The sequence below is a fragment of the Rhodococcus sp. SORGH_AS_0301 genome, from assembly GCF_030818285.1.
Lineage (GTDB): Bacteria > Actinomycetota > Actinomycetes > Mycobacteriales > Mycobacteriaceae > Rhodococcoides.
Window position 1 is genome coordinate 2,301,917 of sequence record NZ_JAUTAC010000002.1, and the last position, 21,001, is coordinate 2,322,917.

The window sequence follows — 21,001 nt, forward strand, 5'->3', positions numbered from 1 at the left end:
CACGACTTCGAGGTGCCCGCGCTCGTGCGCCTGCTGTTCCCTCAGAAGCGGGACGGTGAACGAGATCTATCAACGAGTCGAATGCACTGGATCAGCAGCTTGCGGGGAAACTGACACCGACTCGTTGCGGAGTCCAAAACAACCACGTCAGAGGCAGTCTCGACGGTTGCCGCAGCGGTCATCCGCGCGTCGTATACGCGTAGTACAGGCCATCCCTCCAGCGCAGAAAGACTGATGGCCCGGCGCCGTCTCGTGGGGTGAAGATGTCGTACCAGAGTGGCCACATGTGATGGTCAGCGATCCACGCCACGGTCGGCGGCAGGCTCGTGGTGGCTGGCGAGGACGATACCAACGCGTACCCGGTGCCCGCGATGTAGAGCGTGGGCGGTGGATCGATGAACCAGGTCACTGTCCCGTAAAAGGGATACAGGGCCATGAGCAGGGCAACGACCAGTGCAACGAGCAACATCACGGAAGTAAGTAGCCGGCTGCGCATCTTCTCGCTCATCGCACCTACCTGCTTCCGTCGGATCCACAGCCACCGTGCGCACAACGTATCTACTGTTGACGCACCGCCATCTCGACTCTCTCGTGGATGGGTGTTATGCGAGCTGTCCGCTCTTTTGTGCCGATCGTAGATTTTGCCGTTGATCACCGAATGTCAACCGCAGGCCATCGGCCGCGGCTTTGGTAATACTGAGTCGATTCCGGCTCATCGGTGTACTCCATCAGGTTTCCCACCTGTTGCGCGAGAACGGTCCTCACCTCCGACGGGCGCGCGAAAAAGTACTCCCGTCGCAGATTCGCGTGGTTCAGTCGGCGGTCCGAAAAAGCATTGTGCAGCGATGCTTCCAGGGCGACGGCGTCGTCGGAGAAGTACAGCGCGTGCACGTCGAACGGGAACGGCACCGAGGCGCTGCCGAGCTCGCGGACTCGATCCATCGGTTCAAGCCTCCGGGTCATGCCGATCTTCACCACGTCCGGACCGAATGCACCCTGGTTGCTGATCACATAGACGTATCCGGCTCGAATGTTGGCGCGGCGGTAGTCGTTCTGCTCGATCGCCGACTCCAGATCCGCCAGTCTTTTCCGCACACGCCGGGCCTCGTCGTCGTCGCGGTCCACCATTGAATCGGCCACGTTCTGATAGTGCGAGCGTTCCTTGTCGAGCTTCTCCCGTTGCGCGGCGAGTTCCTGCTCGACCTTGCGTTCCTCCCGTAGCCGCTCCCGCTCCTCGCGTTGCGCGAGCTTCTCTTCTTGGACCTTCATCAGATAGTCCGCGGTGAGTTCGAGTTCCGTCACCCGGAGCCGGTGATAGTCGTCGGAGACGTGCATCTCCATCATCGCTCCGAGCTTGGCGATCGTGGCGGCCGCCTTCTCCAAGCGGTTGACGGCGGTGGCGAGGTTGCCCGCCTTGAGGGTCCGCACGCAGTTCTCCGCCTCGGCGTTGTACGCGCGGAGCATCAACTTCGACAGATCCGCCGTCATTTTGCGACCCTTGGCGAGGGAGTTGTTGAAGGAGAACATGTCTGACGCTTCGACGGCCGCGGTGGAGATCACGGACTGCTTGATCCGGTCGCGCACATCGGCCAGCCGTTCGCGGTAATGCTCGGCGTTCTGCAGGGGGTGTTGGTAGGTGTAGATGCCTACTTCTTGCAGAACGACGCGGTCGTCGGTCTCGACGACGCCCGGTGATGCCGTGGACACGGCCGCGGGCATGGGCGTCGGGGGCGGTGTCGACGCGGTCCGCACGGCCTCGTCGCGTTCGCGAGTGGCCGCCGCGAGTTGGTCCTGCAGGGAGTGCAGTTCGCGTTCCTTCGCCACCAGTGTGCCTCGAAGTGCCCGGATGACATCTGCGCCGGCATCGTCGGTCATGCCCTGCACCTCTCGGACCGAGCGTCGATACAGGCTCTCGTCATCCTCGAACTCCTCGGGAGTTGCTGACCGGGACCAGGTCGTGCGGGTTCTTGGAGACACCAGCCCGGAGGTGGTCCAGCGTCGCCCTCGCGTCGACCCGGCCGAGGTCAAGGACTTCGAAGCTCGCTCTGTCAGTGGCCAACTGGACCAGCTCGACGAAGTGGTCCCGCCCCGTTGCCGGGTCGACGGCGTCCACACCGACGGTCATCGACAATGTCGCCACGATGCCGTCCCGGTCGGCTTCGAAGATCTCATGCGCGGTGCGCAGAGCGACCTGACACACCGCCGTCGCGTAGCGGTCCTTGCGGGCCTTGACCGGCAGAGGAGTGCTGGTGATCGAGTCGCTCGCCTTGGTGTACTTGAAGGCCTTCTCGGTTGGCAGCGCGTCCGGGTGCGGAACGTGCACGGTGAGAGTGAGTTCCCCCGCCGCACCGTCGAACGCGAAGTCGAGTTCGACCTCGAAGCACTCCGGGTAGGCGGAGTTTGCAAGCACGATGGACACGTACTCCTCCAGCGCCGCAGGCTCGCGCTCCTGCAGGCCTGTCATGAGCTTCTCGAGGCGCACGTTGGCTGCCAGGATCTCGGTGCGCCGTTGTGCGCACTCCGCCTCGTACTGTGACTGGGCGGCGGCCAGAGCGTTCAACCGCTGCGTCTCACGTTCCCGGTGCGCAGTCTCGGCCTGCTGGTGCGCAGCGTGGTGCTCGCTGGCGTACTGCTCCCACTGTCGGCGGTGTTCCCAGTACTGCGCCTGCGCCGCTTCGATGGCAGCGGCGTGCTTCTTCTTGCCACCCAGCACGGCCCCGATGCGCGCGGGAGCAGCGGGTTCGACGTAGACCGGTTCCGGAGACAACGGCGGAGGTAAGGGGGGCGGCGCGGGCTGGGTCAGGTCGGGGCGGGAGAACGGCGGGTGCTGCACCGGCTGCCGCAGCGAGGCCAGATCCACGTAATCGTCCACCTCGAGCGTGGCGGCGAGAATTGCGTCGATGTCCTCGAGCTGCTGCGCCAGGGTGGCGTTGAGCAGGTCGACCTCGGCCTGACGCGCCTGGACGTGCAGGCGCGCCTGCTCCTTGATCTGCGCCGCAGTGAGGGCGGCGGCGCGGCGGGCGTCCGCTGCTCTATTGCGTTCCCACTCCTTCCTCGAACGTTCCGCTTCGCGCGTCGCTCGGGCGTGCGCTTGGGCGGTGGCGCGCTGCTGCTGCCGTTCACGCTGTTCCCGAAGTCGGTTCTGGTGTTGAATCTCCGCGAAGAATCCGCGTCGTTTCGCCATGTGAGGTCCTCATCGTTGCGGGATAGTGCTTCAGGTCGGTCTCGACGCACCGCGCGAAGCGTGAGCCGGTGGACGTGTGGTGCGGGCGGCACCACGTGCTGCCACAAGTCGAGTCGGTTATGCGTTGATTCGTGATGAGCATTCTCCGCTCGGGTCAGCCAGTCCGTGTCGATCGGCATCCGTAGAGGTCACACACGACGCCGTCTGCCTCCGTGATGCCGCACGCGTACCCGGACTCGCACGTGAACTCGGTCGGGCCCGACTCCGGAGCGTCTTGGCCGCGCACGAATTCGCCTCGGACCTTCTGGCAATATTCGCTGGATCCCGTGACCGAGCCGTCCGACCATGTCGTCTCGACTGGGTCATCTCCGGCCTGACACCCCACAATGCTGGCCGACTCGGACGAGAGTGCCACTGGCGGAGGAGAGCTGGGCACAGCTGGCCCGGATGTGGTCGGAAGCGCCGTCAGTGCAGGCGTACTGAACGCGGTGGTCGCCACGGTCGAACTGATCTCCGAATGGACGGTCGTCCGGCCGCTGCCACATGAGGTGACGACCACGGCAATCGTTGCCACGGTGATCGCACCGAGTACGCGTCTCACGAATCGACCTATCCTCTGTTCGGCGTGAATGGGCTGTCGGTGACCATTCGAGTCGCCGCTGGTCCAGACGAAAGCCCTCCGAGCATGATGAAACATACCGCAGGGTCCACGCGATAGGTCGACGAATACTTCTTCCCGCTCAACCACCGCAGCCAGCATTGCCTCAACCTCGAGAGTGACCATGAAACTCGCTATTGCCCTCGCCGCCGTCGCCCTGCTCAGCACAGCCGGGCTCTCATCCTGCAGCTCCGAAGAACCCACGACGACCACCACGACACCCACGACCTCGACCGCCGTCCCGTCGACCACAGTTGCGCCGACAACAGTCGCGCCGATCAGCTCAGAGACTCCCGCCGATCCTGCGCCGGCACCGATCACCTTCGAATGCGGTGATCTAAGCCTGTATCAATCCGGCACCGCGCTGTATTCGGATGGAACGACTGGTTACGAAAGCACGTGCGACACCTATGTACCTCCCGTCGAGAAGATCCTTTGGTACTGCGATTACCCCGAGACAGCCGTATACACCGACGGCACGGCGTCATCGTCCGACCCCGCTTGTATCAGCGATGAGCCGATCAATCCAAATCCCGGTGGCGGGTTCCCCTACATCGCAGAAGAAGACCGCAACGGAGACGGCGTGGTCAACGGATATGAACGCTGCGGTATCGCGTGCGGACAAGAACCCACCAGCGGTGACATTCAGACCAGGAACGGCTGCGAGGACGGATATATCACCGGGCCACTGTGCGAGAACTTCGATGGATGAGAAACCATTCACGGTCAATCGCCGATGCGGATACGCCCCGAAGATCGAGGGCAATCACCATGCCATTCGAGGGGAGCGTCGCGTGCTCCTCTCAGCGGAGCGCTACGCGGACGACCGCTACCCCAACAACACCCGATACCCCGGCTTCACGACGTCGTCGATCAACGCCAACCTCTGATCGAACGGCAGGAACGACGACTTCAGCGCATTGATGATGAACCGCTCGAGGTCGGACCACCCGTAGCCGAAGGCCGTGGCGAGCCGGTACATCTCCTTGCTCATCGAGGTGTCGCTCATCAACCGGTTGTCCGTGTTCACGGTGACGCGGAACCGTAAGCGGGCCAGAATGTCGAAGGGGTGCTCCTCGATGCTGGCCACGGCGCCCGTCTGGACGTTGGAGCTGGGGCACAGTTCCAGCGGAATGCGCTTGTCTCGCACGTAGTTCGCGAGCTGACCGAGTTCGCGGGCGCCGTCGGCGTTCGTGGTGATGTCGTCGACGATGCGCACACCGTGGCCCAACCGGTCCGTGCCACAGAACGCGATCGCTTCGTGGATGGAAGGCAGGCCGAACGCCTCGCCGGCGTGAATGGTGAAGTGCGCGTTGTTCGTACGCATGTACTCGAACGCGTCGAGGTGCCGGCTCGGGGGGAAGCCCGCTTCCTTGCCTGCGATGTCGAAGCCCGCGACACCCTGGTCGCGGTACCGGACCGCCAGTTCGGCGATCTCGCGGGAACGGGCGGCGTGCCGCATCGCGGTGAGGAGGCATCCGATGACGATGGGTCGACCGGCCGCACGGGCGGCGCTCTCGCCCTGGCGGAACCCTTCCAGGGTGTGCTCGACCACCTCGTCCAGTGTCAGCCCCTTCTCCAGGTGCTGCTCGGGCGCGTAGCGCACCTCGGCGTAGACGACACCGTCGGCGGCCAGATCCTCGGCGCACTCGCGCGCCACGCGCTGCAGGCCCTCGGCCGTCTGCATGACGGCGACGGTGTGCGCGAACGTCTCGAGATACAGCTCCAGCGAGCCGCTGTCGGCGGCGTCGCGGAACCACCGGCCGAGACTCTCCGCGTCCGACGCGGGAAGCCCGTCGTACCCGCACTCGCTCGCCAGTTCCAGCACGGTCGACGGCCGGAGCCCGCCGTCGAGATGGTCGTGCAACAACGCCTTCGGCGCGCGGGCGATGTTCTGCATGTCCAGGGGTGCCGGACCGCTCAGTCGTGCCGCGCTGTCCGGAGCAACCGTCAGATCGTCATCCATGTCCCGACTGTAGTGTTCGCGGCCGCGCCTCGCGCCCCTCGCCTACAGCGGGTCGAGGATGCGTTTGAGGAACTGTTGCGTCCTCTCCTGCGCCGGGTGCGTCAGCACATCGGTGGGGGTGCCTCTCTCGACCACGACTCCCCCGTCGACGAACAGCACCTGGTCGGCCACCTGCTGCGCGAACCGGATCTCGTGAGTGACCACGACCATGGTCCAGCCCTCGCTCGCGAGGTTCTTCATGACCGACAGCACCTCGCCGACGAGCTCGGGATCGAGCGCCGAGGTGGGCTCGTCGAACAGCATGAGCTCGGGCGCCAGGGCGAGTGCACGGGCGATCCCGACGCGTTGCTGCTGGCCACCCGACAGCTGGAACGGGTACTGGTCCTCCTTGCCGGTGAGACCGACCTGCGCGAGCAGTTCCCTGCCCGCCGCCTCGGCCTCCGCCCGCGGGTGCTTCTGCACGATCACGGGACCCTCGACGACGTTCTGCAGCACCGTCTTGTGCGGGAACAGGTTGTGGCTCTGGAACACCATGCCGCTCTGTGCACGCAGCGCTGCCGTCGCCGACCGGACGCGGCCACGCGGAGCCGACGCCAGCTCACCGAAGTCCGCGGACACGTCGCCGATGCGCACGGTGCCGGAGTCCACCGGGTCGAGCGCGTTGAGCCCGCGCAGCAGCGTGGTCTTGCCGGAGCCCGACGGACCCACGACGACGGTGACCGTGCCGCGGTCGGCGGTGAAGTCGACTCCCTGCAGGACGTGGTTGTCGCCAAACGACTTCCGCAGTCCCGTCGCCTCGATCAAGGGCTTCTCGGTCATCGCGCCACGTACCTGTCCAGTCGGGTCTCGAGTCTGCCCTGCACGGAGGACAGGACGATGCAGATGATCCAGTAGTACACCGCGGCCACCGAGTAGAGCGCGAAGAAGTCGAAGGTGGGGGCCGCCGCGAGCTGCGCCACGCGGAGCAGCTCGGTGACCAGGATCGTGGACGCCAGTGATGTGTCCTTCACCAACGAGATCAACGTGTTGGACAACGGCGGCACCGCGGTGCGCAGCGCCTGCGGCAGGACGATGCGCTGCAGCGTGGTGCGGTACCCCATGCCGATGGTCTCGGCCGCCTCCCACTGGCCCTTGGGCACGCCGAGAATGGCCGCCCGCACGATCTCGGCCGCGTACCCACCGACGTTGATGCTGAACGCCACCACCGCCGCCGGGAACGGCGAGATGACCACCCCGAACTGCGGCAACGCGTAGAACACGATGAACAGCTGCAGCAGCAACGGCGTGCCGCGGACGATCGAGACGTAGAAGCGCGCGAGCAGCGACAGGGGTCGGATCGACGAGATCCGGGCCAGTGCCACGGCCAGCGCGATCGCGAGACCGATGACGAAGCTGATCGCGGTGAGCGGCAACGTCGTGGTGACGGTGGCCTTCAGCATCGGCACCAGGTTGCGGGTGATCAGTTCCTGAGTCGATTCGGTGGCCCCGGCCTCGGCGGTGGGGGCGGTGGCCGCGGCGGTCTGCGGATCCGGCACCGCGACGTCGGACCCGAAGTAGCGCTGCGAGGCCGCCGCCAGCGTGCCGTCGTCCTGCAGCTCCGCCAGCGCGGTGTTCACCTGCTCCATCAGACCGCTGTCCTTGCGGGCGGCGAAGGCCTGCAGGCTGGTGTCCCCGGTCTGGGCGGCGACGGCGACACCCGTGTCCCCGGTCTGCGCGAAGTACTCGGCGATGGCGAGCGAGTCGTTGACGGTGGCGTCGACACGGCCGTCCTTGACCAGCGTCACCGCCTGGACGAATCCCTCGACGGCCTGCACCTGAGCGCCTGCGTCGGTGGCCACCTCGGCCCAGTTGCTCGTCGACGACTGCGCCGTGGTCCGGCCGGCCAGATCCGCCAGCGAGGTGATCGACGTGTCCCCGGCCCGCGCGACGATCTCGCCCTCGGAGACGGTGTACGGCCGCGAGAGGTCGTACTTGGCCTGCCGTTCGTCGTTGACGGTCACCTGGTTGGCGATGAGGTCGAACCGGCCGGACTCGAGACCGGCGAAGATCGAGTCGAACGGCGTCTGGACGAACTCGACGCGTACGCCGAGTTTCTCCCCGACCGCGCGGACGACGTCGATGTCGTACCCCGTCAGGTCACCGTCGGACCCCTGGAAACTGAAGGGGCTGTACGTGCCCTCCGTGCCGACCACGAGCACACCGTTGTCGGTGACCGTGTCGATCAACGGCTCGTCCGAGGACGACCCGCACGCGCCCAGCAGGATCGCGAGCATCACCCCCACCAGCGTGACGAGGAACCACCGAGCGCGCGTCACACTACGTACCGATCCGATCCAGGATCAGCGGCGAGACGGCAGGAGCGTCGTCGCCGACGGCCCATCCGTCCGTCAGTGCCTCGAGCGCACCGTCGAACCGTTCCGGGGTGTCCGTGTGCAGCGTGAAGACCACACTCCCGGCGGACACCCGCTCTCCCGGTCTGACATGCATGCGCACCCCTGCTCCTGCCTGGACCTGCTGGCCCTGCCGCTCGCGCCCGGCACCCAGCCGCCAGGCAGCGATACCCACCGCCATGGCGTCCACACGGGTGACCACGCCGTCGCGGTCGGCCACGACGTCGTGAGTATGTCGTGCCACGGGCAGCGGCGCATCGGGATCGCCACCCTGTCCGGCGATCATCGCCCGCCACCGGTCCATGGCCGTGCCGTCGCGCAGTTTGTCGGACGGATCGACACCGTCGAGTCCGGCGGCCGCGACCATCTCGCGCGCCAGCGCGAGAGTCAGCTCGACGACGTCCGCGGGGCCGCCGCCGGCCAGGACGTCGAGGGATTCCTGCACCTCGAGAGCGTTGCCGGCGGTGAGGCCGAGCGGGGTGGACATGTCGGTGACCAGGGCGACCGTTTTGACGCCCGAGTCGGTGCCGAGCTCGACCATCGTCGCGGCGAGCTCGCGCGCCTGATCCAGCGACTTCATGAACGCACCCGATCCGCACTTCACGTCCAGGACCAGTGCGCCCGTCCCCTCGGCGATCTTCTTGCTCATGATCGACGCGGCGATCATCGGGATCGACTCGACGGTGCCGGTGACGTCACGCAGGGCGTAGAGCTTCTTGTCCGCCGGGGCCAGATCCGCACCCGCGGCACAGATGACGGCGCCGACAGCAGGATCGTCGAGGAGTCGGGTCATCTCGTCGGCCGTGAGATCGGCCCGCCAGCCCGGAATGGACTCCAGCTTGTCCAGCGTGCCGCCGGTGTAGCCGAGACCGCGTCCCGACAGCTGCGGCACCGCCGCACCGCACGCCGCGACGAGGGGTGCGAGCGGGAGCGTGATCTTGTCCCCGATACCGCCCGTGGAGTGCTTGTCGACGGTGGGACGCGAGATGGACGAGAAGTCCATGCGGCTGCCCGAGGCGATCATCGCGTCGGTCCACTGACGGATCTCCACGCGTGTCATGCCGCGCAGCAGAATGGCCATCGTGAGGGCCGACATCTGCTCGTCCGCCACGTCGCCACGGGTGTACGCGTCGACCATCCACGAGATCTGGTCCGAAGAAAGGGTGTGGCCATCGCGTTTGGTGGCTATCACCGATACGGCATCAGGCATCGGTCACCGCCTTCTCGGCGGTGCTCGAGACCTGCCCGGCGGCGAGATCGTCGGGGCCGAACGCCTCGGGGAGGAGGTCGCTCAGTGGACGCACACCCGACGCCGTGTCGATCAGCAGATCGCCTCCGCCGAACTCGAACAGAAGCTGCCGACAACGGCCGCACGGCAGCAGGATCGAGCCTCGACTGTCGCAGCACGAGAACGCGATCAGGCGTCCGCCGCCGCTCGCATTCAGCGCAGACACCAGTCCGCACTCGGCGCAGAGCCCGAGACCGTATGAGACATTTTCCACATTGCATCCGGCGACGATGCGTCCGTCGTCCACTGTCGCAGCGGCCCCCACGGGGTAGTTCGAATAGGGCGCGTAGGCGTGGGTCATAGCCTCACGAGCACTGTCGCGCAAGGATTTCCAGTCGACTTCCGGCATGAGGGCGATCCTGTCACGTCGAAGCTGCCACTGCAGGCAACTCCGAGCGACCCACCAGGTCATTGGACAGGCAAACCTAACTTCCGGTCGGCAGGGAAACGCCAGGCCCAACGCGAATTAGTGCGTGTCCGAGCATGGGATTAGAGTTCGAAGAAGTCGTTTCACACACACGATCGAGCTGGATTTCTCCGGTAACTCTCCGGGCGTCTTCGCTCGTCGCGTCCATCAATGATGTTGGAGGCACTGCACTCGATGGCTAGCACGACCGAAGCCGCCCCGACGCGGGAGCGCACGCGGTCTCTGTACCGCGGAGACCCTGGCATGTGGTCCTGGGTTCTGCACCGGATCACCGGTGTCGTCACGTTCTTCTTCCTGTTCGTGCACGTCCTGGACACGGCGCTCGTCCGCGTCGATCCCCAGGCGTACAACGACGTGATCGACACGTACAAGACGCCGATCGTCGGCCTGATGGAGCTCGGCCTGGTGGCCGCGGTGCTCTACCACGCACTCAACGGCATCCGAGTCATGCTCGTCGACTTCTGGTCGAAGGGAACCCAGTACCAGCGCCTCATGCTGTGGGTCATCCTGGGCATCTGGTTCGTCGTCATGATCCCGGGCGCGGCACGCATCCTCTACAACACCTTCACCGGGGGGCACTGAGCCATGGCGACCACCGACGCAGGTGCCAAGCAGGCACGCACGCTGGGAACGTCTCACGACCGTCCCGCCAGCCTCGACAATCCGCGCTCACCGCGCCGGAAGAACCGCGGCAACTTCGAGCTCTACGCATGGCTGTTCATGCGCTTCTCCGGACTCGCGCTCGTCGTCCTCGTCCTCGGCCACATGTCCATCATGTTGCTGCTCGACGACGGTGTTCACCGCATCAACTTCGCCTTCGTGGCCGGCCGCTGGTCGAGCCCGTTCTGGCAGGTGTGGGACCTGACGATGCTCTGGTTGGCGCAGCTGCACGGCGGCAACGGTCTGCGGACCGTCATCGCCGACTACTCGCGCAAGGACTCCACGCGGTTCTGGCTCACCACGCTTCTGGTGCTCTCGATGATCCTCATCATGGGTCTGGGCACGTATGTCATCTTCACGTTCGACCCCAACATCACCGCCAGCTAGGGGAGAGTGCACATGCAGGAACATCGTTACGACGTACTGATCGTCGGTGCCGGTGGTGCAGGTATGCGCGCGGCGATCGAGGCCGGTCCGCGCGCCCGCACCGCGGTGCTCACGAAGCTCTACCCCACTCGCAGCCACACCGGCGCGGCTCAGGGCGGCATGTGTGCTGCCCTCGCCAACGTCGAGGAGGACAACTGGGAGTGGCACACCTTCGACACGATCAAGGGCGGCGACTACCTGGTCGACCAGGACGCTGCCGAGATCATGGCGAAGGAGGCCATCGACGCGGTCCTCGACCTCGAGAAGATGGGCCTGCCGTTCAACCGCACGCCCGAGGGCAAGATCGACCAGCGTCGCTTCGGCGGGCACACCCGTGACCACGGCAAGGCGCCCGTGCGCCGTGCGTGTTACGCCGCCGACCGCACCGGTCACATGATCCTCCAGACGCTGTACCAGCAGTGCGTCAAGCACGACGTGGAGTTCTTCAACGAGTTCTACGCACTGGACATCGCGCTGACGGAGACCGACGAGGGCCCCGTGGCCACCGGCGTCATCGCCTACGAGCTGGCCACCGGCGAGCTGCACGTGTTCCACGCGAAGTCGATCGTGTTCGCCACCGGCGGTTCGGGTCGTATCTACAAGACCACCTCGAACGCCCACACCCTCACCGGTGACGGCATGAGCATCATCTTCCGCAAGGGCCTGCCGCTCGAGGACATGGAGTTCCACCAGTTCCACCCGACCGGCCTCGCCGGACTGGGCATCCTCATCTCCGAGGCCGTGCGCGGTGAGGGCGGAATCCTCCGCAACGCGGACGGTGAACGCTTCATGGAGCGCTACGCCCCCACCATCAAGGACCTCGCGCCGCGCGACATCGTCGCCCGCTCGATGGTGCTCGAGGTGCTCGAGGGTCGCGGTGCCGGACCGAACAAGGACTACGTCTACATCGACGTGACCCACCTCGGCGCCGACGTCCTCGAGGAGAAGCTCCCGGACATCACGGAGTTCTCCCGCACGTACCTGGGCGTCGACCCGGTCACCGAGCTGGTGCCCGTGTACCCGACGTGCCACTACGTCATGGGCGGCATCCCCACCAAGATCCGCGGTGAGGTGCTCCGCAACAACGACGACGTCGTTCCCGGCCTCTTCGCCGCCGGCGAGTGCGCCTGCGTGTCCGTGCACGGCTCCAACCGTCTCGGCACCAACTCGCTGCTCGACATCAACGTGTTCGGCCGTCGCGCCGGCATCGCTGCCGCCGAGCACGCCAACAGCGTCGACTTCACCCCGCTGCCCGAGGCTCCGCAGAAGATGGTCGAGGAATGGCTCGAACTCATCCTCTCGGATCACGGCAACGAGAAGGTCGCGACCATCCGCACCGAGCTGCAGCAGTCGATGGACAACAACGCGTCCGTCTTCCGTACCGAGGACACCCTCAAGCAGGCCCTGAGCGACATCCAGGGACTGAAGGAGCGCTACGGCCGGATCACCGTGCAGGACAAGGGCAAGCGCTACAACAGCGACCTGCTCGAGGCCGTCGAGCTCGGCTTCCTGCTGGAGATGGCGGAGGTCACCGTCGCCGGTGCTCTCAACCGCAAGGAGACTCGCGGCGGACACGCCCGCGAGGACTACCCGGAGCGCGACGACGTCAACTTCATGCGCCACACCATGGCGTACAAGGTGGGCGAGGGTCTGCTCTCCGATATCCGCCTCGACTACAAGCCCGTGGTGCAGACCCGCTACGAGCCGATGGAGCGTAAGTACTGATGAGCGCACCCGCTATCGACAAGTCCGAAGACAAGGGCGGTCTGCCTGCGGTTCCGGACGAAGCAGTGATGGTCACACTGAAGATCGCTCGCTTCAACCCGGAGGACGACAAGGGTTCGCACTGGGACAGCTTTCAGGTCCCCACCCTGCCGACCGACCGTCTTCTCAACCTGATGCTGTACGTGAAGAACTACCTGGACGGCACGTTCTCGTTCCGCCGCTCGTGCGCGCACGGCGTGTGCGGCAGCGACGCGGTCCGTGTCAACGGTGTCAACCGCCTGGCCTGCAAGGTCCTGATGCGCGACATGCTCCCGAAGGACTCCTCGAAGTCCCTCACCATCACGATCGAGCCCATCCGCGGTCTGCCCGTGGAGAAGGACCTCATCGTGAACATGGAGCCGTTCTTCGACGCGTTCCGTGCCGTCAAGCCCTACCTGATGACGTCCGGCAACGAGCCCACGCGTGAGCGCATCCAGTCGGCCGCCGACCGCGCGCGGTTCGACGACACCACCAAGTGCATCCTGTGCGCGTGCTGCACCACCTCGTGCCCCGTGTACTGGAACGACGGCAGCTACTTCGGTCCCGCCGCCATCGTCAATGCACACCGCTTCATCTTCGACAGCCGTGACGAGGGCGCTCCCGAGCGCCTGGACATCCTCAACGACGTCGAGGGTGTGTGGCGCTGCCGCACCACCTTCAACTGCACCGACGCGTGCCCCCGTGGCATCCAGGTGACGAAGGCGATCCAGGAAGTCAAGCGCGCACTGCTCTTCGCACGCTGATCCTCGCGCACCACCACGAGAGCCCGCTCCTGCACTGCAGGAGCGGGCTCTCGTGCGCTTCGGACTAGACGAACGCCGAGTACCCCGTCACTCCCCTGCCGACGATGAGGTTGTTCATCTGCGACGTGCCCTCGTACGAGTACAGCGCCTCGGCATCGGTGAAGTAACGGATCACGTCGTAGTCGAGCACGATGCCGTTGCCGCCCATGATCTCTCGGGCCCAGCCCACCACCTCACGCAGTCGCGTGGTGGTGTAGCTCTTGGACAGTGCCGCGTGCTCGTCGTGCTGCACCCCGGAGTCCTGCAGCTGCGATACCCGCAGTGCCATCCCGAGGCACGCGGTGATGTTGCCGGCCATACGCGCGATCAGGTCCGAAATCAACTGGAACGACGCGATGGGCGCCCCGAACTGCTCGCGCTCCTGTGCATAGGCCACCGCCTTCTCGAAGGCACCGATCATCACTCCGACCGCGCCCCACGCGACGCCGCCGCGGGTGAGGGACAGGACCTTGGCGGTGTCGGCGAACGAGTTCGCGTGCTCGAGCTTGTTAGCGGCGGGCACCCGGCAGTCCTCGAAGTACAGATCCGCGTTCTCGACCGCGCGCAGTGAGTACTTGCGCTCGATCTTCTCCGCACGGAATCCCTCGGGGAAGCCGTCGTCGCCCTTCTCGAGGACGAAGCCCTTCACCTCACCGTCCGCCTCGTCCTTCGCGTAGACGATGATCAGGTCGGCGAAGGTGGCGTTGCCGATCCACCGCTTGCTGCCGTTGAGGATCCAGTGGTCGCCGTCGAGCCGCGCCGTGGTCTCCAACCCGCCGGCGACGTCGGAACCGCCGTGCGGCTCGGACAGGCCGAAGGCGCCGATCTTCTCCATGCGGCGCATGGCCGGGAGCCACAGCTCCTTCTGCTCGTCCGAGCCCAGGATGGCGATGCTGCTCATCGCGAGCCCGCTGTGGACGGTGAACATGGTGCCCGTGGACGGATCGACCCGCGAGAACTCCATGCCCAGCCACCCGGTGAAGACCTTGCGTGCGGGCGCGCGACCGTCGAACTCGTACTCCAGACCGACGATTCCTAGATCGGCCAGGCGCGGGAGCAGATGGACCGGTGACTCCGCCTTCTCCCAGAACTCGTTCGCGCGCGGGGCGACCTCGTCCTCGAGGAAGCGACGCACCACCCCGACCGTCTCCGACTCCTCGTCCGTCAGAATGCCCTGGTAGCCGAACATGTCCGCGGCGAGGAACCCCTTCGAGAGAGGTCCCAGCGGTTCGTGCTTGCTCATGTGCGGCTCCTGTGTCGGTCGTCCGGCGAGTGGTCGGGTGACGCCTGTGTCTGTCACCGTGCTGCACGGATACCCCGACTGTCCCGAGATCAGTCGAACCCGTCGAACGGATCTCGAGGTGTTCTCGAGGTCTCCGGAGTCCCCGCTGTGCGGTCTCGACGAGGTGGGGCCATAGTTGAGCGGTGACAGAACCCGGGGGCAGCTCGACGACCGAACCCACCATCGGCCGCGGGCTGGTCCTCCTGCTGGCCGTCACCTGCGGTGTCCTGGTCGCGAATCTGTACTACGCGCAACCGCTGCTCGACACGATCGCCCGCTCCTTCGACATCGAGGAGGGCACGGCGGGGATCCTCGTCACCACCGCGCAGATCGGCTACGCCATCGGTCTGGCGTTCCTCGTCCCGCTCGGCGACCTGATCGAACGGCGGCGCCTCATCGTCACCGCCGCCCTGATCTGCGCCGTCGCGGACGGCATCGCCGTGGTGTCCCCCGGCTTCCCGATGCTCGCCGCCGCCCTCGTCCTCGCCGGGGTGGGAGCGTCCGCCGCCATGGTCATCGTCCCGCTCGCCTCGGCCCTCGCCGCGGAGGAGGATCGCGGACGCACCGTGGGCACCGTCATGAGCGGCCTGCTCACCGGAATCCTGCTCGCCCGCACCGTCAGTGGGTTCCTGTCCGAACTGGGCGGCTGGCGGTTGGTCTACGGGGTGGCCGCCGTGGCCATCGCCCTGCTCGCGGTGGTGCTGCGGAAGTACGTCCCGGTGTCGACCCCGGTGGTGACCGACACCTACCGCGGCATTCTCGGCTCCATCCTGACGCTCGTACGCGAACTCCGGGAGCTCCGGTTGCGCATGGCTCTGGGCGCGCTCCTCATGGCCGCGTTCTCGGTGCTGTGGACCGGGCTCGCGTTCCTGCTCGCGGCTCCGCCGTTCTCCTACGGTGACGCCGTCATCGGCCTGTTCGGCATCGCCGGGGTCGCCGGTGCGTTGATGGCACCCATCGCCGGGCGCATGACCGACAAGGGACACGGAGGGCGCGCGACGACGCTGTGCCTGACGATCCTGCTGGCCAGCTGGGCGCTGCTCTTCCTCGGATCGGGCAGCTCCGCCGTGTGGGCCGTCGTCGTCCTGATCGTCGGCATCATGGCTCTCGACCTGGGCACCCAGGGCGCGCACATCAGCAATCAGAACGTCGTGTTCGTCCTGGATCCGCCGGCGCGAAACCGTCTCAACACCGCGTACATGGTGAGCTACTTCGGCGGCGGCGTCCTCGGTTCCGTCGCTGCGTCCGTCAGCTATTCCGTCGGTGGGTGGGCGGTGCTGTGCCTCACCGGGGCAGCGATCTCCCTCGCCGCACTCGCCATCTGGCTCCTCGGCCGGAGCGCGTCATCGGGGAGTGTTGTGCGGAGTGACCACGTGCACGGGTGACGGCTCGTCCCGAACACCGTCCAGGGCACCGGCGGCCTGCATGAGCAACCGGCACGCCGACCGCGCGTCGGCACGGAGATCATGGTGCAGCACAGCCGAGATGGAGCGCTCGGCCAGCAGCCGACGGTTGTCCGCGTCGAGGTCGTGGGCGATGAACACCCGGCACCGACGACCCACCCGCTCGAAGGCCCGCACGGTGGCGACGTTGCCGCCGCCGATGGAGTAGACCGCCTCGATGTCGGGGTGCTGCGTCAACGCCTCGACCACCAGGTCCTCGACCGTGTCGTCGAGTCCGCTGCTGCGGGCGATGTCGAACACGGCCCGCGGCACCCCGGACGCCGTGCGGCGCAGGGCCCGACGGAACCCGATCTCCCGTTCACCCTCGTTGCGGAACGTGTCGTGGCTCAATGTGACCAGCACGCTCGACGTCGACTCCCCCAGCCACTGATCGACGAGGTACGCCGCGGTGGCGCCGGCGGCGCCGTCGTCGATGCCCACGTACGCGGTGCGCGCGCTCGACGGCACGTCGCTGACGTAGGTCACCACCGGGATGCCGGCTGCCACGACGGCGTCGAGCGCGTCGGACACCTGCGGATCGTCCGGCGCCTTGACGATCAGTCCGTGCGAGCCGCGCGCGCGGATGCCGTCGAGCGTCTCGAGCATCGCGGGCACCGACTCCGTCTCCCGGAAGTGGAACCGCGACCGGACCACGGCCGGTGACAGCATCGGCAACTCGGCCTCGAGGGCGGACCGCACCTGGGAACAGAACCGCTCGGGTGCCTGCATGACCACGTCGACGAAGAACTTGCGCCCCGACAACCGCAACTGGGTGCGCTGCTTGTCGAGGTCGGCGATGGCCTGGCGCACCTCCGCTCGGGTGTCCTCCCGGACACCGGGCCGCTCGTGCAGCACCCGGTCCACGGTCGCCTCGCTCAGGCCCGACTGCTGCGCGATCTCCCGCACTTTGTAGCGATGTCCCACAGCAGTGTCCTCTCGAGGTGTTTTTGATGCGTTCAGAGTGTTGATCACCGGCGCCGGGACCGCAAGACTTCCCGGTGTGGGCACTCTTCTGGACGACACCGTCGTTCTCGTCAGCGGCGGCACGTCCGGTGTGGGCGCCGCCGTCGTGCGAGCGAGCCTCGCCGCGGGCGCACGCGTGGCCTTCAGCGGCCGACGTGACGAGGTGGGCACCGCGTTCGAACGCGAGCTGCGTGCCGACGGCCACGACGCGACCTTCGTGCGCGCCGACATCGGCGACCCCATCGAGGCGATCGCGAGCGTCGAGCGCACCGTCGAGCACTACGGCCGCGTCGATGCCGTGTGCAACGCGGCCGGACTCACCTCCCGAGGGTCACTGCTCGACACCACCCCCGAGCTGTTCGACCAGCACATGGCCGTCAACCTGCGGGGACCGTTCTTCGTCATGCAGGCCGCCGTCCGAGACATGCTCTCGCGCTCGGCTCCCGGCACCATCGTGAACATCGGCTCCGTGAGCGGCCGCGGCGGGCAGTCCTACCTCGCCCCGTACGTGGCGGCGAAGGCCGGCCTGTCGGGGCTGACCAAGAACGCGGCACACGCTCACCGGTTCGACCGGATCCGCATCAACGCACTCGACATCGGCTGGACCGAGACCGAGGGCGAAGCCGTGACGCAGAGGACGTTCCACGACGCGCCGGACGACTGGGCCGCCGACGCGGCCGCGCGCATGCCGATGGGCAAGCTCGGACAGCCCGACGAGATCGCCGACATGGTGGTGTTCCTGCTGTCGCCGCGCAGCGGCGTCGTCACCGGCTCGGTCATCGAATGGGATCAACAGGTAGTAGGAGGGCAGGACTGATGGGCAACGACGTTCGGAACCAGCGAATCGGAGTCGTCGGACTAGGACGCATCGGTGCGTTCCACACCGAGACTCTCGCCGGACTCGACGGGGTCTCGAGCCTCGTGGTCACCGACGGACGACCGGAGGTCACCGACGCCGTCGCCGCGAAGTACGGCGCGGAGAAGGTCGACGGGGTCGACGCGATGCTCACCGCCGGCGTGGACGGCATCGTCGTCGCGACGGCCACGCCCGCGCACGCCTCGCTGCTGCTGGCCGCGGTGGACGCCGGGATCCCCGTCTTCTGCGAGAAGCCGTTGGCCTTCACCGCCACCGAGAGCAAGGCCGTGGTCGACGGCATCGCGACCTCCGACGTGCCCGTCCAGATCGGGTTCAACCGGCGGTTCGATCCGGCCGTCGCGGCCGCCGAACGTGCCGTGCGCAGTGGGGATCTCGGGTTCCTGCACACCGTGCGGTCCACCACTCTCGACCCCGCTCCCCCGCCGATGGCGTACATCGCGGAGTCCGGCGGCATCTTCCGCGACTGCAGCGTCCACGACTTCGACGTCGTGCGCTGGATCGTCGGCCGCGAGGTCGTGTCCGTGTTCGCCACCGGCTCGAACCAGGGCGATCCCGCGTTCGCCGCCGCCGGCGACGTCGACTCCGCCACCGTGCTCCTGACGTTCGAGGGTGGCGCCGTCGGTGTCGTGTCGAACTCCCGCTACAACGGCCGCGGCTACGACTGCCGGCTCGAGGTCCACGGCCGGGACGACACGGTCGTCGCCGGCTGGGATCCCCACACCCCGGTCCGGAACATGGAAGCGCCCCAGCTCTTCCCGAACGGCGAGCTGTTCCCGTCGGACACGCCCCACGGGTTCTTCATGGACCGGTTCGCCGCCTCCTACCGCGCCGAGCTGTCCGCGTTCCTGGAGGTCTGCGCCGGCACCCGCCCGTCCCCCTGCACCGCGCAGGACGCCCTCGAGGTCGCCTGGATCGCCGAGGCCGCCACCGAATCCCTGCGCCGCGGCGCACCCGTCACCCTGGAAGAGGTCCGCTCATGACCGCCGCACCCGTACGTATCGCCGGAGCACCCATCTCGTGGGGCGTCTGCGAGGTCCCCGGCTGGGGATACCAGATGGACAACGACCGCGTGCTCCGAGAGATGCGCGGCGCCGGACTCACCGCGACGGAGAACGGTCCCGAGGGCTTTCTCCCGGCCGATCCGGCATCCCTGGCCGCAGTGCTCGCCGGTCACGACCTCACCTCCGTCGGGGGCTTCGCTCCCGTTCTGCTGCACGAGGAGTCGCACGATCCAGTGCCGACCATCGCCTCGCTGCTCGACGGCTTCGTGGCCGCGAACGCCGACGTCATCGTCCTCGCCGCGTCCACCGGCCAGGAGGGCTACGACGCCCGTCCGACGCTCACCGCCGATCAGTGGACCGTGTTGCTGCGCAACCTCGATCGTCTCGCCGCCGCCTCCGCCGAGCGGGGAATCCTCGCCGTCGTGCATCCCCACGTCGGCACCATGATCGAGCAGCGCGACGAGGTGCACCGCGTGCTCGACGGCTCCTCCATCCCGCTGTGCCTGGACACCGGGCACCTCATGATCGGCGGCACCGATCCGGCCGAACTGGCCACCGCGGCAGCCGATCGCATCGCGCACGCTCACCTCAAGGACGTCGACGCCGCCCTCGCAGCACGGGTCCAGGCCGGCGAGCTCACCTACACCGACGCGGTCCGCGCCGGCATGTACACGCCGCTCGGAACCGGGGACGTGGGCATCGGCGGCGTCGTCGACTCGCTCCTCGACGCCGGATACACCGGCTGGTTCGTGCTCGAGCAGGACACCATCCTGTCCGAGGAGCCGGGCGAGGTGGGCGGCCCGGTGACGGACGTCGTCGCCAGCGTGCAGCACCTCCACGACATCGTCGCCGCCCGAACGGCCGCGGTGTGACGGCACCTCTGCGCATCGGGGTCCTCGGCGCGTCGCGCATCGCGGAGCAGGCGATCATCGGACCGGCTCACGCGCTCGGTCATCGACTGGTGGTCGTCGCGGCACGCGATCGCGGCCGCGCCGAGGCCTTCGCACAGCGGTACGGCGTCGAGCGCGTCGCCGACGACTACGACGCGGTGATCGACGATCCCGAGGTGGACGCCGTCTACAACCCGCTCGCCAACGCCCTGCACGCCGAGTGGAACATGCGCGCGCTGCGCGCCGGCAAGGCCGTCCTGACGGAGAAGCCGTTCGCGCGCAACGCCGCCGAGGCGCGGGCAGTGCGCGATGTGGCTCGCGAGACGGGCGCAGTGATCGTCGAGGGGTTCCACTACCTCTTCCACCCGGTGACGCGGCGGCTGCTGGACATCGCCGCGAACGGCACCCTCGGTCGCCTCACGCGGGTCGAGGTCGTCATGGCCATGCCCGCACCCGCCGACGACGATCCGCGATGGTCGCTCGACCTCGCGGGCGGTTCCGTCATGGACCTGGGCTGCTACGGGCTCCACGTGCACCGCCTGCTCGCCGACGTCGCCGGCGGGCCTCCCCGCGTGGTCTCCGCCGTCGCCACCGAACGTGACCCCGGCGTCGACGCGACGTCGACCATCGAACTCGCGTTCCCCGACGGCGCCACCGGCACCGTGACGAACTCGATGGAGCACGCCGAGCACGAGTTCACGGTGCTGCTGAGCTTCTCCGAGGGAACGGCGTTCGCGCACAACCACATCAAGCCGAACACCGACGACCGCGTCTCCGTCACGGATGCGTCGGGGACGACGGTGGAGCACCTCGGCACCCGCCCGTCGTACGAGTACCAGCTCGAGGCCTTCGCGGCGCACGTGCAGAGCGGCGCTCCGATCCCCCTCGACGCCGACGACGCGGTGGCCACCATGGAGCTCGTCGATGCCGCGTACACGGCGGCAGGTCTCCCTCTCCGCTAGCCCCCGAGAACGACGGCCCCGCACCCCTGAGCGAAAACC

The 21,001-nt window shown here is 67.2% G+C and carries 20 protein-coding genes; 10 read left to right on the forward strand and 10 right to left on the reverse strand.

The genetic code is table 11. The features are described from left to right. Positions 1-178: 178 nt before the first annotated feature. The 3 genes from QE397_RS11380 to QE397_RS11390 all read right to left on the reverse strand — a co-directional run bounded on the left by QE397_RS11380 (position 179) and on the right by QE397_RS11390 (position 3,184). Positions 179-508 carry a hypothetical protein gene (locus QE397_RS11380; protein WP_285188720.1) on the reverse strand — a complete coding sequence of 110 codons (330 nt, stop codon included), beginning with the start codon at positions 506-508 and terminating at the stop codon, positions 179-181. Positions 509-651: 143 nt separating this feature from the next. After that, complete coding sequence (locus QE397_RS11385; RefSeq protein WP_307093414.1) at positions 652-1,875, reverse strand: DUF4041 domain-containing protein; 1,224 nt, start codon at positions 1,873-1,875, stop codon at positions 652-654. Positions 1,876-1,915: 40 nt separating this feature from the next. Beyond that, positions 1,916-3,184 carry a hypothetical protein gene (locus tag QE397_RS11390; RefSeq protein ID WP_307093416.1) on the reverse strand — a complete coding sequence of 423 codons (1,269 nt, stop codon included), beginning with the start codon at positions 3,182-3,184 and terminating at the stop codon, positions 1,916-1,918. A gap of 776 nt (positions 3,185-3,960) precedes the next feature. Between QE397_RS11390 and QE397_RS11395 the strand changes: the two genes are divergently transcribed. Continuing rightward, positions 3,961-4,554, forward strand: coding sequence for a hypothetical protein (locus QE397_RS11395; RefSeq protein WP_307093418.1), 594 nt, complete (start codon positions 3,961-3,963; stop codon positions 4,552-4,554). Positions 4,555-4,671: 117 nt separating this feature from the next. On the opposite strand, the gene QE397_RS11400 is transcribed toward QE397_RS11395, so the two are convergent. The 5 genes from QE397_RS11400 to QE397_RS11420 all read right to left on the reverse strand — a co-directional run bounded on the left by QE397_RS11400 (position 4,672) and on the right by QE397_RS11420 (position 9,835). Next, positions 4,672-5,742: an adenosine deaminase gene (locus QE397_RS11400; protein WP_307097517.1), complete on the reverse strand. Its 1,071-nt coding sequence runs from the start codon at positions 5,740-5,742 to the stop codon at positions 4,672-4,674. A 108-nt stretch (positions 5,743-5,850) separates the two neighbouring features. Then, positions 5,851-6,627 carry an amino acid ABC transporter ATP-binding protein gene (locus QE397_RS11405; protein WP_056447689.1) on the reverse strand — a complete coding sequence of 259 codons (777 nt, stop codon included), beginning with the start codon at positions 6,625-6,627 and terminating at the stop codon, positions 5,851-5,853. Continuing rightward, positions 6,624-8,081 (reverse strand): ABC transporter permease subunit, encoded by a 1,458-nt coding sequence (locus QE397_RS11410; RefSeq protein WP_307097519.1) that lies wholly within the window; start codon positions 8,079-8,081, stop codon positions 6,624-6,626. The genes QE397_RS11405 and QE397_RS11410 overlap by 4 nt, the downstream gene beginning before the upstream one ends. Positions 8,082-8,124: 43 nt before the next feature. Next, complete coding sequence (locus QE397_RS11415) at positions 8,125-9,408, reverse strand: thymidine phosphorylase (protein WP_307093420.1); 1,284 nt, start codon at positions 9,406-9,408, stop codon at positions 8,125-8,127. After that, positions 9,401-9,835 carry a cytidine deaminase gene (locus QE397_RS11420; RefSeq protein ID WP_056447685.1) on the reverse strand — a complete coding sequence of 145 codons (435 nt, stop codon included), beginning with the start codon at positions 9,833-9,835 and terminating at the stop codon, positions 9,401-9,403. The genes QE397_RS11415 and QE397_RS11420 overlap by 8 nt, the downstream gene beginning before the upstream one ends. Positions 9,836-10,087: 252 nt before the next feature. Between QE397_RS11420 and sdhC the strand changes: the two genes are divergently transcribed. The 4 genes from sdhC to QE397_RS11440 are packed head-to-tail and all read left to right on the forward strand — an operon-like array spanning position 10,088 to position 13,506. Beyond that, on the forward strand, positions 10,088-10,495 hold the full coding sequence (sdhC, locus tag QE397_RS11425; RefSeq protein WP_081821085.1) for a succinate dehydrogenase, cytochrome b556 subunit: 408 nt from the start codon (positions 10,088-10,090) through the stop codon (positions 10,493-10,495). Positions 10,496-10,498: 3 nt separating this feature from the next. Beyond that, positions 10,499-10,960 (forward strand): succinate dehydrogenase hydrophobic membrane anchor subunit, encoded by a 462-nt coding sequence (locus QE397_RS11430; protein WP_027503724.1) that lies wholly within the window; start codon positions 10,499-10,501, stop codon positions 10,958-10,960. 12 nt (positions 10,961-10,972) lie between these two features. Continuing rightward, entirely contained in the window at positions 10,973-12,724 is a 1,752-nt protein-coding gene (gene sdhA / locus QE397_RS11435) for a succinate dehydrogenase flavoprotein subunit (protein ID WP_027503725.1), read from the forward strand. Continuing rightward, positions 12,724-13,506 (forward strand): succinate dehydrogenase iron-sulfur subunit, encoded by a 783-nt coding sequence (locus tag QE397_RS11440; protein ID WP_027503726.1) that lies wholly within the window; start codon positions 12,724-12,726, stop codon positions 13,504-13,506. Before sdhA ends, QE397_RS11440 begins: the two co-directional genes overlap by 1 nt. A 64-nt stretch (positions 13,507-13,570) precedes the next feature. On the opposite strand, the gene QE397_RS11445 is transcribed toward QE397_RS11440, so the two are convergent. Then, complete coding sequence (locus tag QE397_RS11445; RefSeq protein WP_307093425.1) at positions 13,571-14,788, reverse strand: acyl-CoA dehydrogenase family protein; 1,218 nt, start codon at positions 14,786-14,788, stop codon at positions 13,571-13,573. A 182-nt stretch (positions 14,789-14,970) separates the two neighbouring features. Between QE397_RS11445 and QE397_RS11450 the strand changes: the two genes are divergently transcribed. After that, positions 14,971-16,212: an MFS transporter gene (locus tag QE397_RS11450; RefSeq protein WP_307093427.1), complete on the forward strand. Its 1,242-nt coding sequence runs from the start codon at positions 14,971-14,973 to the stop codon at positions 16,210-16,212. On the opposite strand, the gene QE397_RS11455 is transcribed toward QE397_RS11450, so the two are convergent. Further along, positions 16,171-17,193: a LacI family DNA-binding transcriptional regulator gene (locus QE397_RS11455; protein WP_027503728.1), complete on the reverse strand. Its 1,023-nt coding sequence runs from the start codon at positions 17,191-17,193 to the stop codon at positions 16,171-16,173. The two genes, QE397_RS11450 and QE397_RS11455, sit on opposite strands and share 42 nt — an antisense overlap. 76 nt (positions 17,194-17,269) lie before the next feature. On the opposite strand from QE397_RS11455, the gene QE397_RS11460 reads away from it, so the two are divergent. The 4 genes from QE397_RS11460 to QE397_RS11475 are packed head-to-tail and all read left to right on the forward strand — an operon-like array spanning position 17,270 to position 20,962. Continuing rightward, the gene (locus tag QE397_RS11460; protein ID WP_027503729.1) at positions 17,270-18,049 is read left to right on the forward strand and encodes an SDR family oxidoreductase; all 780 of its coding nucleotides are present in this window, start codon (positions 17,270-17,272) and stop codon (positions 18,047-18,049) included. Next, positions 18,049-19,089 (forward strand): Gfo/Idh/MocA family oxidoreductase, encoded by a 1,041-nt coding sequence (locus QE397_RS11465; RefSeq protein ID WP_307093430.1) that lies wholly within the window; start codon positions 18,049-18,051, stop codon positions 19,087-19,089. The genes QE397_RS11460 and QE397_RS11465 overlap by 1 nt, the downstream gene beginning before the upstream one ends. After that, positions 19,086-19,982, forward strand: a complete 897-nt coding sequence (locus QE397_RS11470) for a sugar phosphate isomerase/epimerase (protein ID WP_027503731.1) — start codon at positions 19,086-19,088, stop codon at positions 19,980-19,982. Before QE397_RS11465 ends, QE397_RS11470 begins: the two co-directional genes overlap by 4 nt. Then, positions 19,979-20,962 carry a Gfo/Idh/MocA family protein gene (locus QE397_RS11475; RefSeq protein ID WP_307093433.1) on the forward strand — a complete coding sequence of 328 codons (984 nt, stop codon included), beginning with the start codon at positions 19,979-19,981 and terminating at the stop codon, positions 20,960-20,962. The genes QE397_RS11470 and QE397_RS11475 overlap by 4 nt, the downstream gene beginning before the upstream one ends. The last annotated feature ends 39 nt before the right edge of the window (positions 20,963-21,001 follow it).

Bases quoted from the DNA above. Each gene is read 5' to 3' on its own strand.
- QE397_RS11380 (WP_285188720.1), bottom strand. From the start codon at position 508: ATGAGCGAGAAGATGCGCAGCCGGCTACTTACTTCCGTGATGTTGCTC.
- QE397_RS11385 (WP_307093414.1), bottom strand. From the start codon at position 1,875: ATGACCGACGATGCCGGCGCAGATGTCATCCGGGCACTTCGAGGCACA.
- QE397_RS11390 (WP_307093416.1), bottom strand. From the start codon at position 3,184: ATGGCGAAACGACGCGGATTCTTCGCGGAGATTCAACACCAGAACCGA.
- QE397_RS11400 (WP_307097517.1), bottom strand. From the start codon at position 5,742: ATGCAGAACATCGCCCGCGCGCCGAAGGCGTTGTTGCACGACCATCTC.
- QE397_RS11405 (WP_056447689.1), bottom strand. From the start codon at position 6,627: ATGACCGAGAAGCCCTTGATCGAGGCGACGGGACTGCGGAAGTCGTTT.
- QE397_RS11410 (WP_307097519.1), bottom strand. From the start codon at position 8,081: ATGCTCGCGATCCTGCTGGGCGCGTGCGGGTCGTCCTCGGACGAGCCG.
- QE397_RS11415 (WP_307093420.1), bottom strand. From the start codon at position 9,408: ATGCCTGATGCCGTATCGGTGATAGCCACCAAACGCGATGGCCACACC.
- QE397_RS11420 (WP_056447685.1), bottom strand. From the start codon at position 9,835: ATGCCGGAAGTCGACTGGAAATCCTTGCGCGACAGTGCTCGTGAGGCT.
- sdhC (WP_081821085.1), top strand. From the start codon at position 10,088: ATGGCTAGCACGACCGAAGCCGCCCCGACGCGGGAGCGCACGCGGTCT.
- QE397_RS11430 (WP_027503724.1), top strand. From the start codon at position 10,499: ATGGCGACCACCGACGCAGGTGCCAAGCAGGCACGCACGCTGGGAACG.
- sdhA (WP_027503725.1), top strand. From the start codon at position 10,973: ATGCAGGAACATCGTTACGACGTACTGATCGTCGGTGCCGGTGGTGCA.
- QE397_RS11440 (WP_027503726.1), top strand. From the start codon at position 12,724: ATGAGCGCACCCGCTATCGACAAGTCCGAAGACAAGGGCGGTCTGCCT.
- QE397_RS11445 (WP_307093425.1), bottom strand. From the start codon at position 14,788: ATGAGCAAGCACGAACCGCTGGGACCTCTCTCGAAGGGGTTCCTCGCC.
- QE397_RS11465 (WP_307093430.1), top strand. From the start codon at position 18,049: ATGGGCAACGACGTTCGGAACCAGCGAATCGGAGTCGTCGGACTAGGA.
- QE397_RS11470 (WP_027503731.1), top strand. From the start codon at position 19,086: ATGACCGCCGCACCCGTACGTATCGCCGGAGCACCCATCTCGTGGGGC.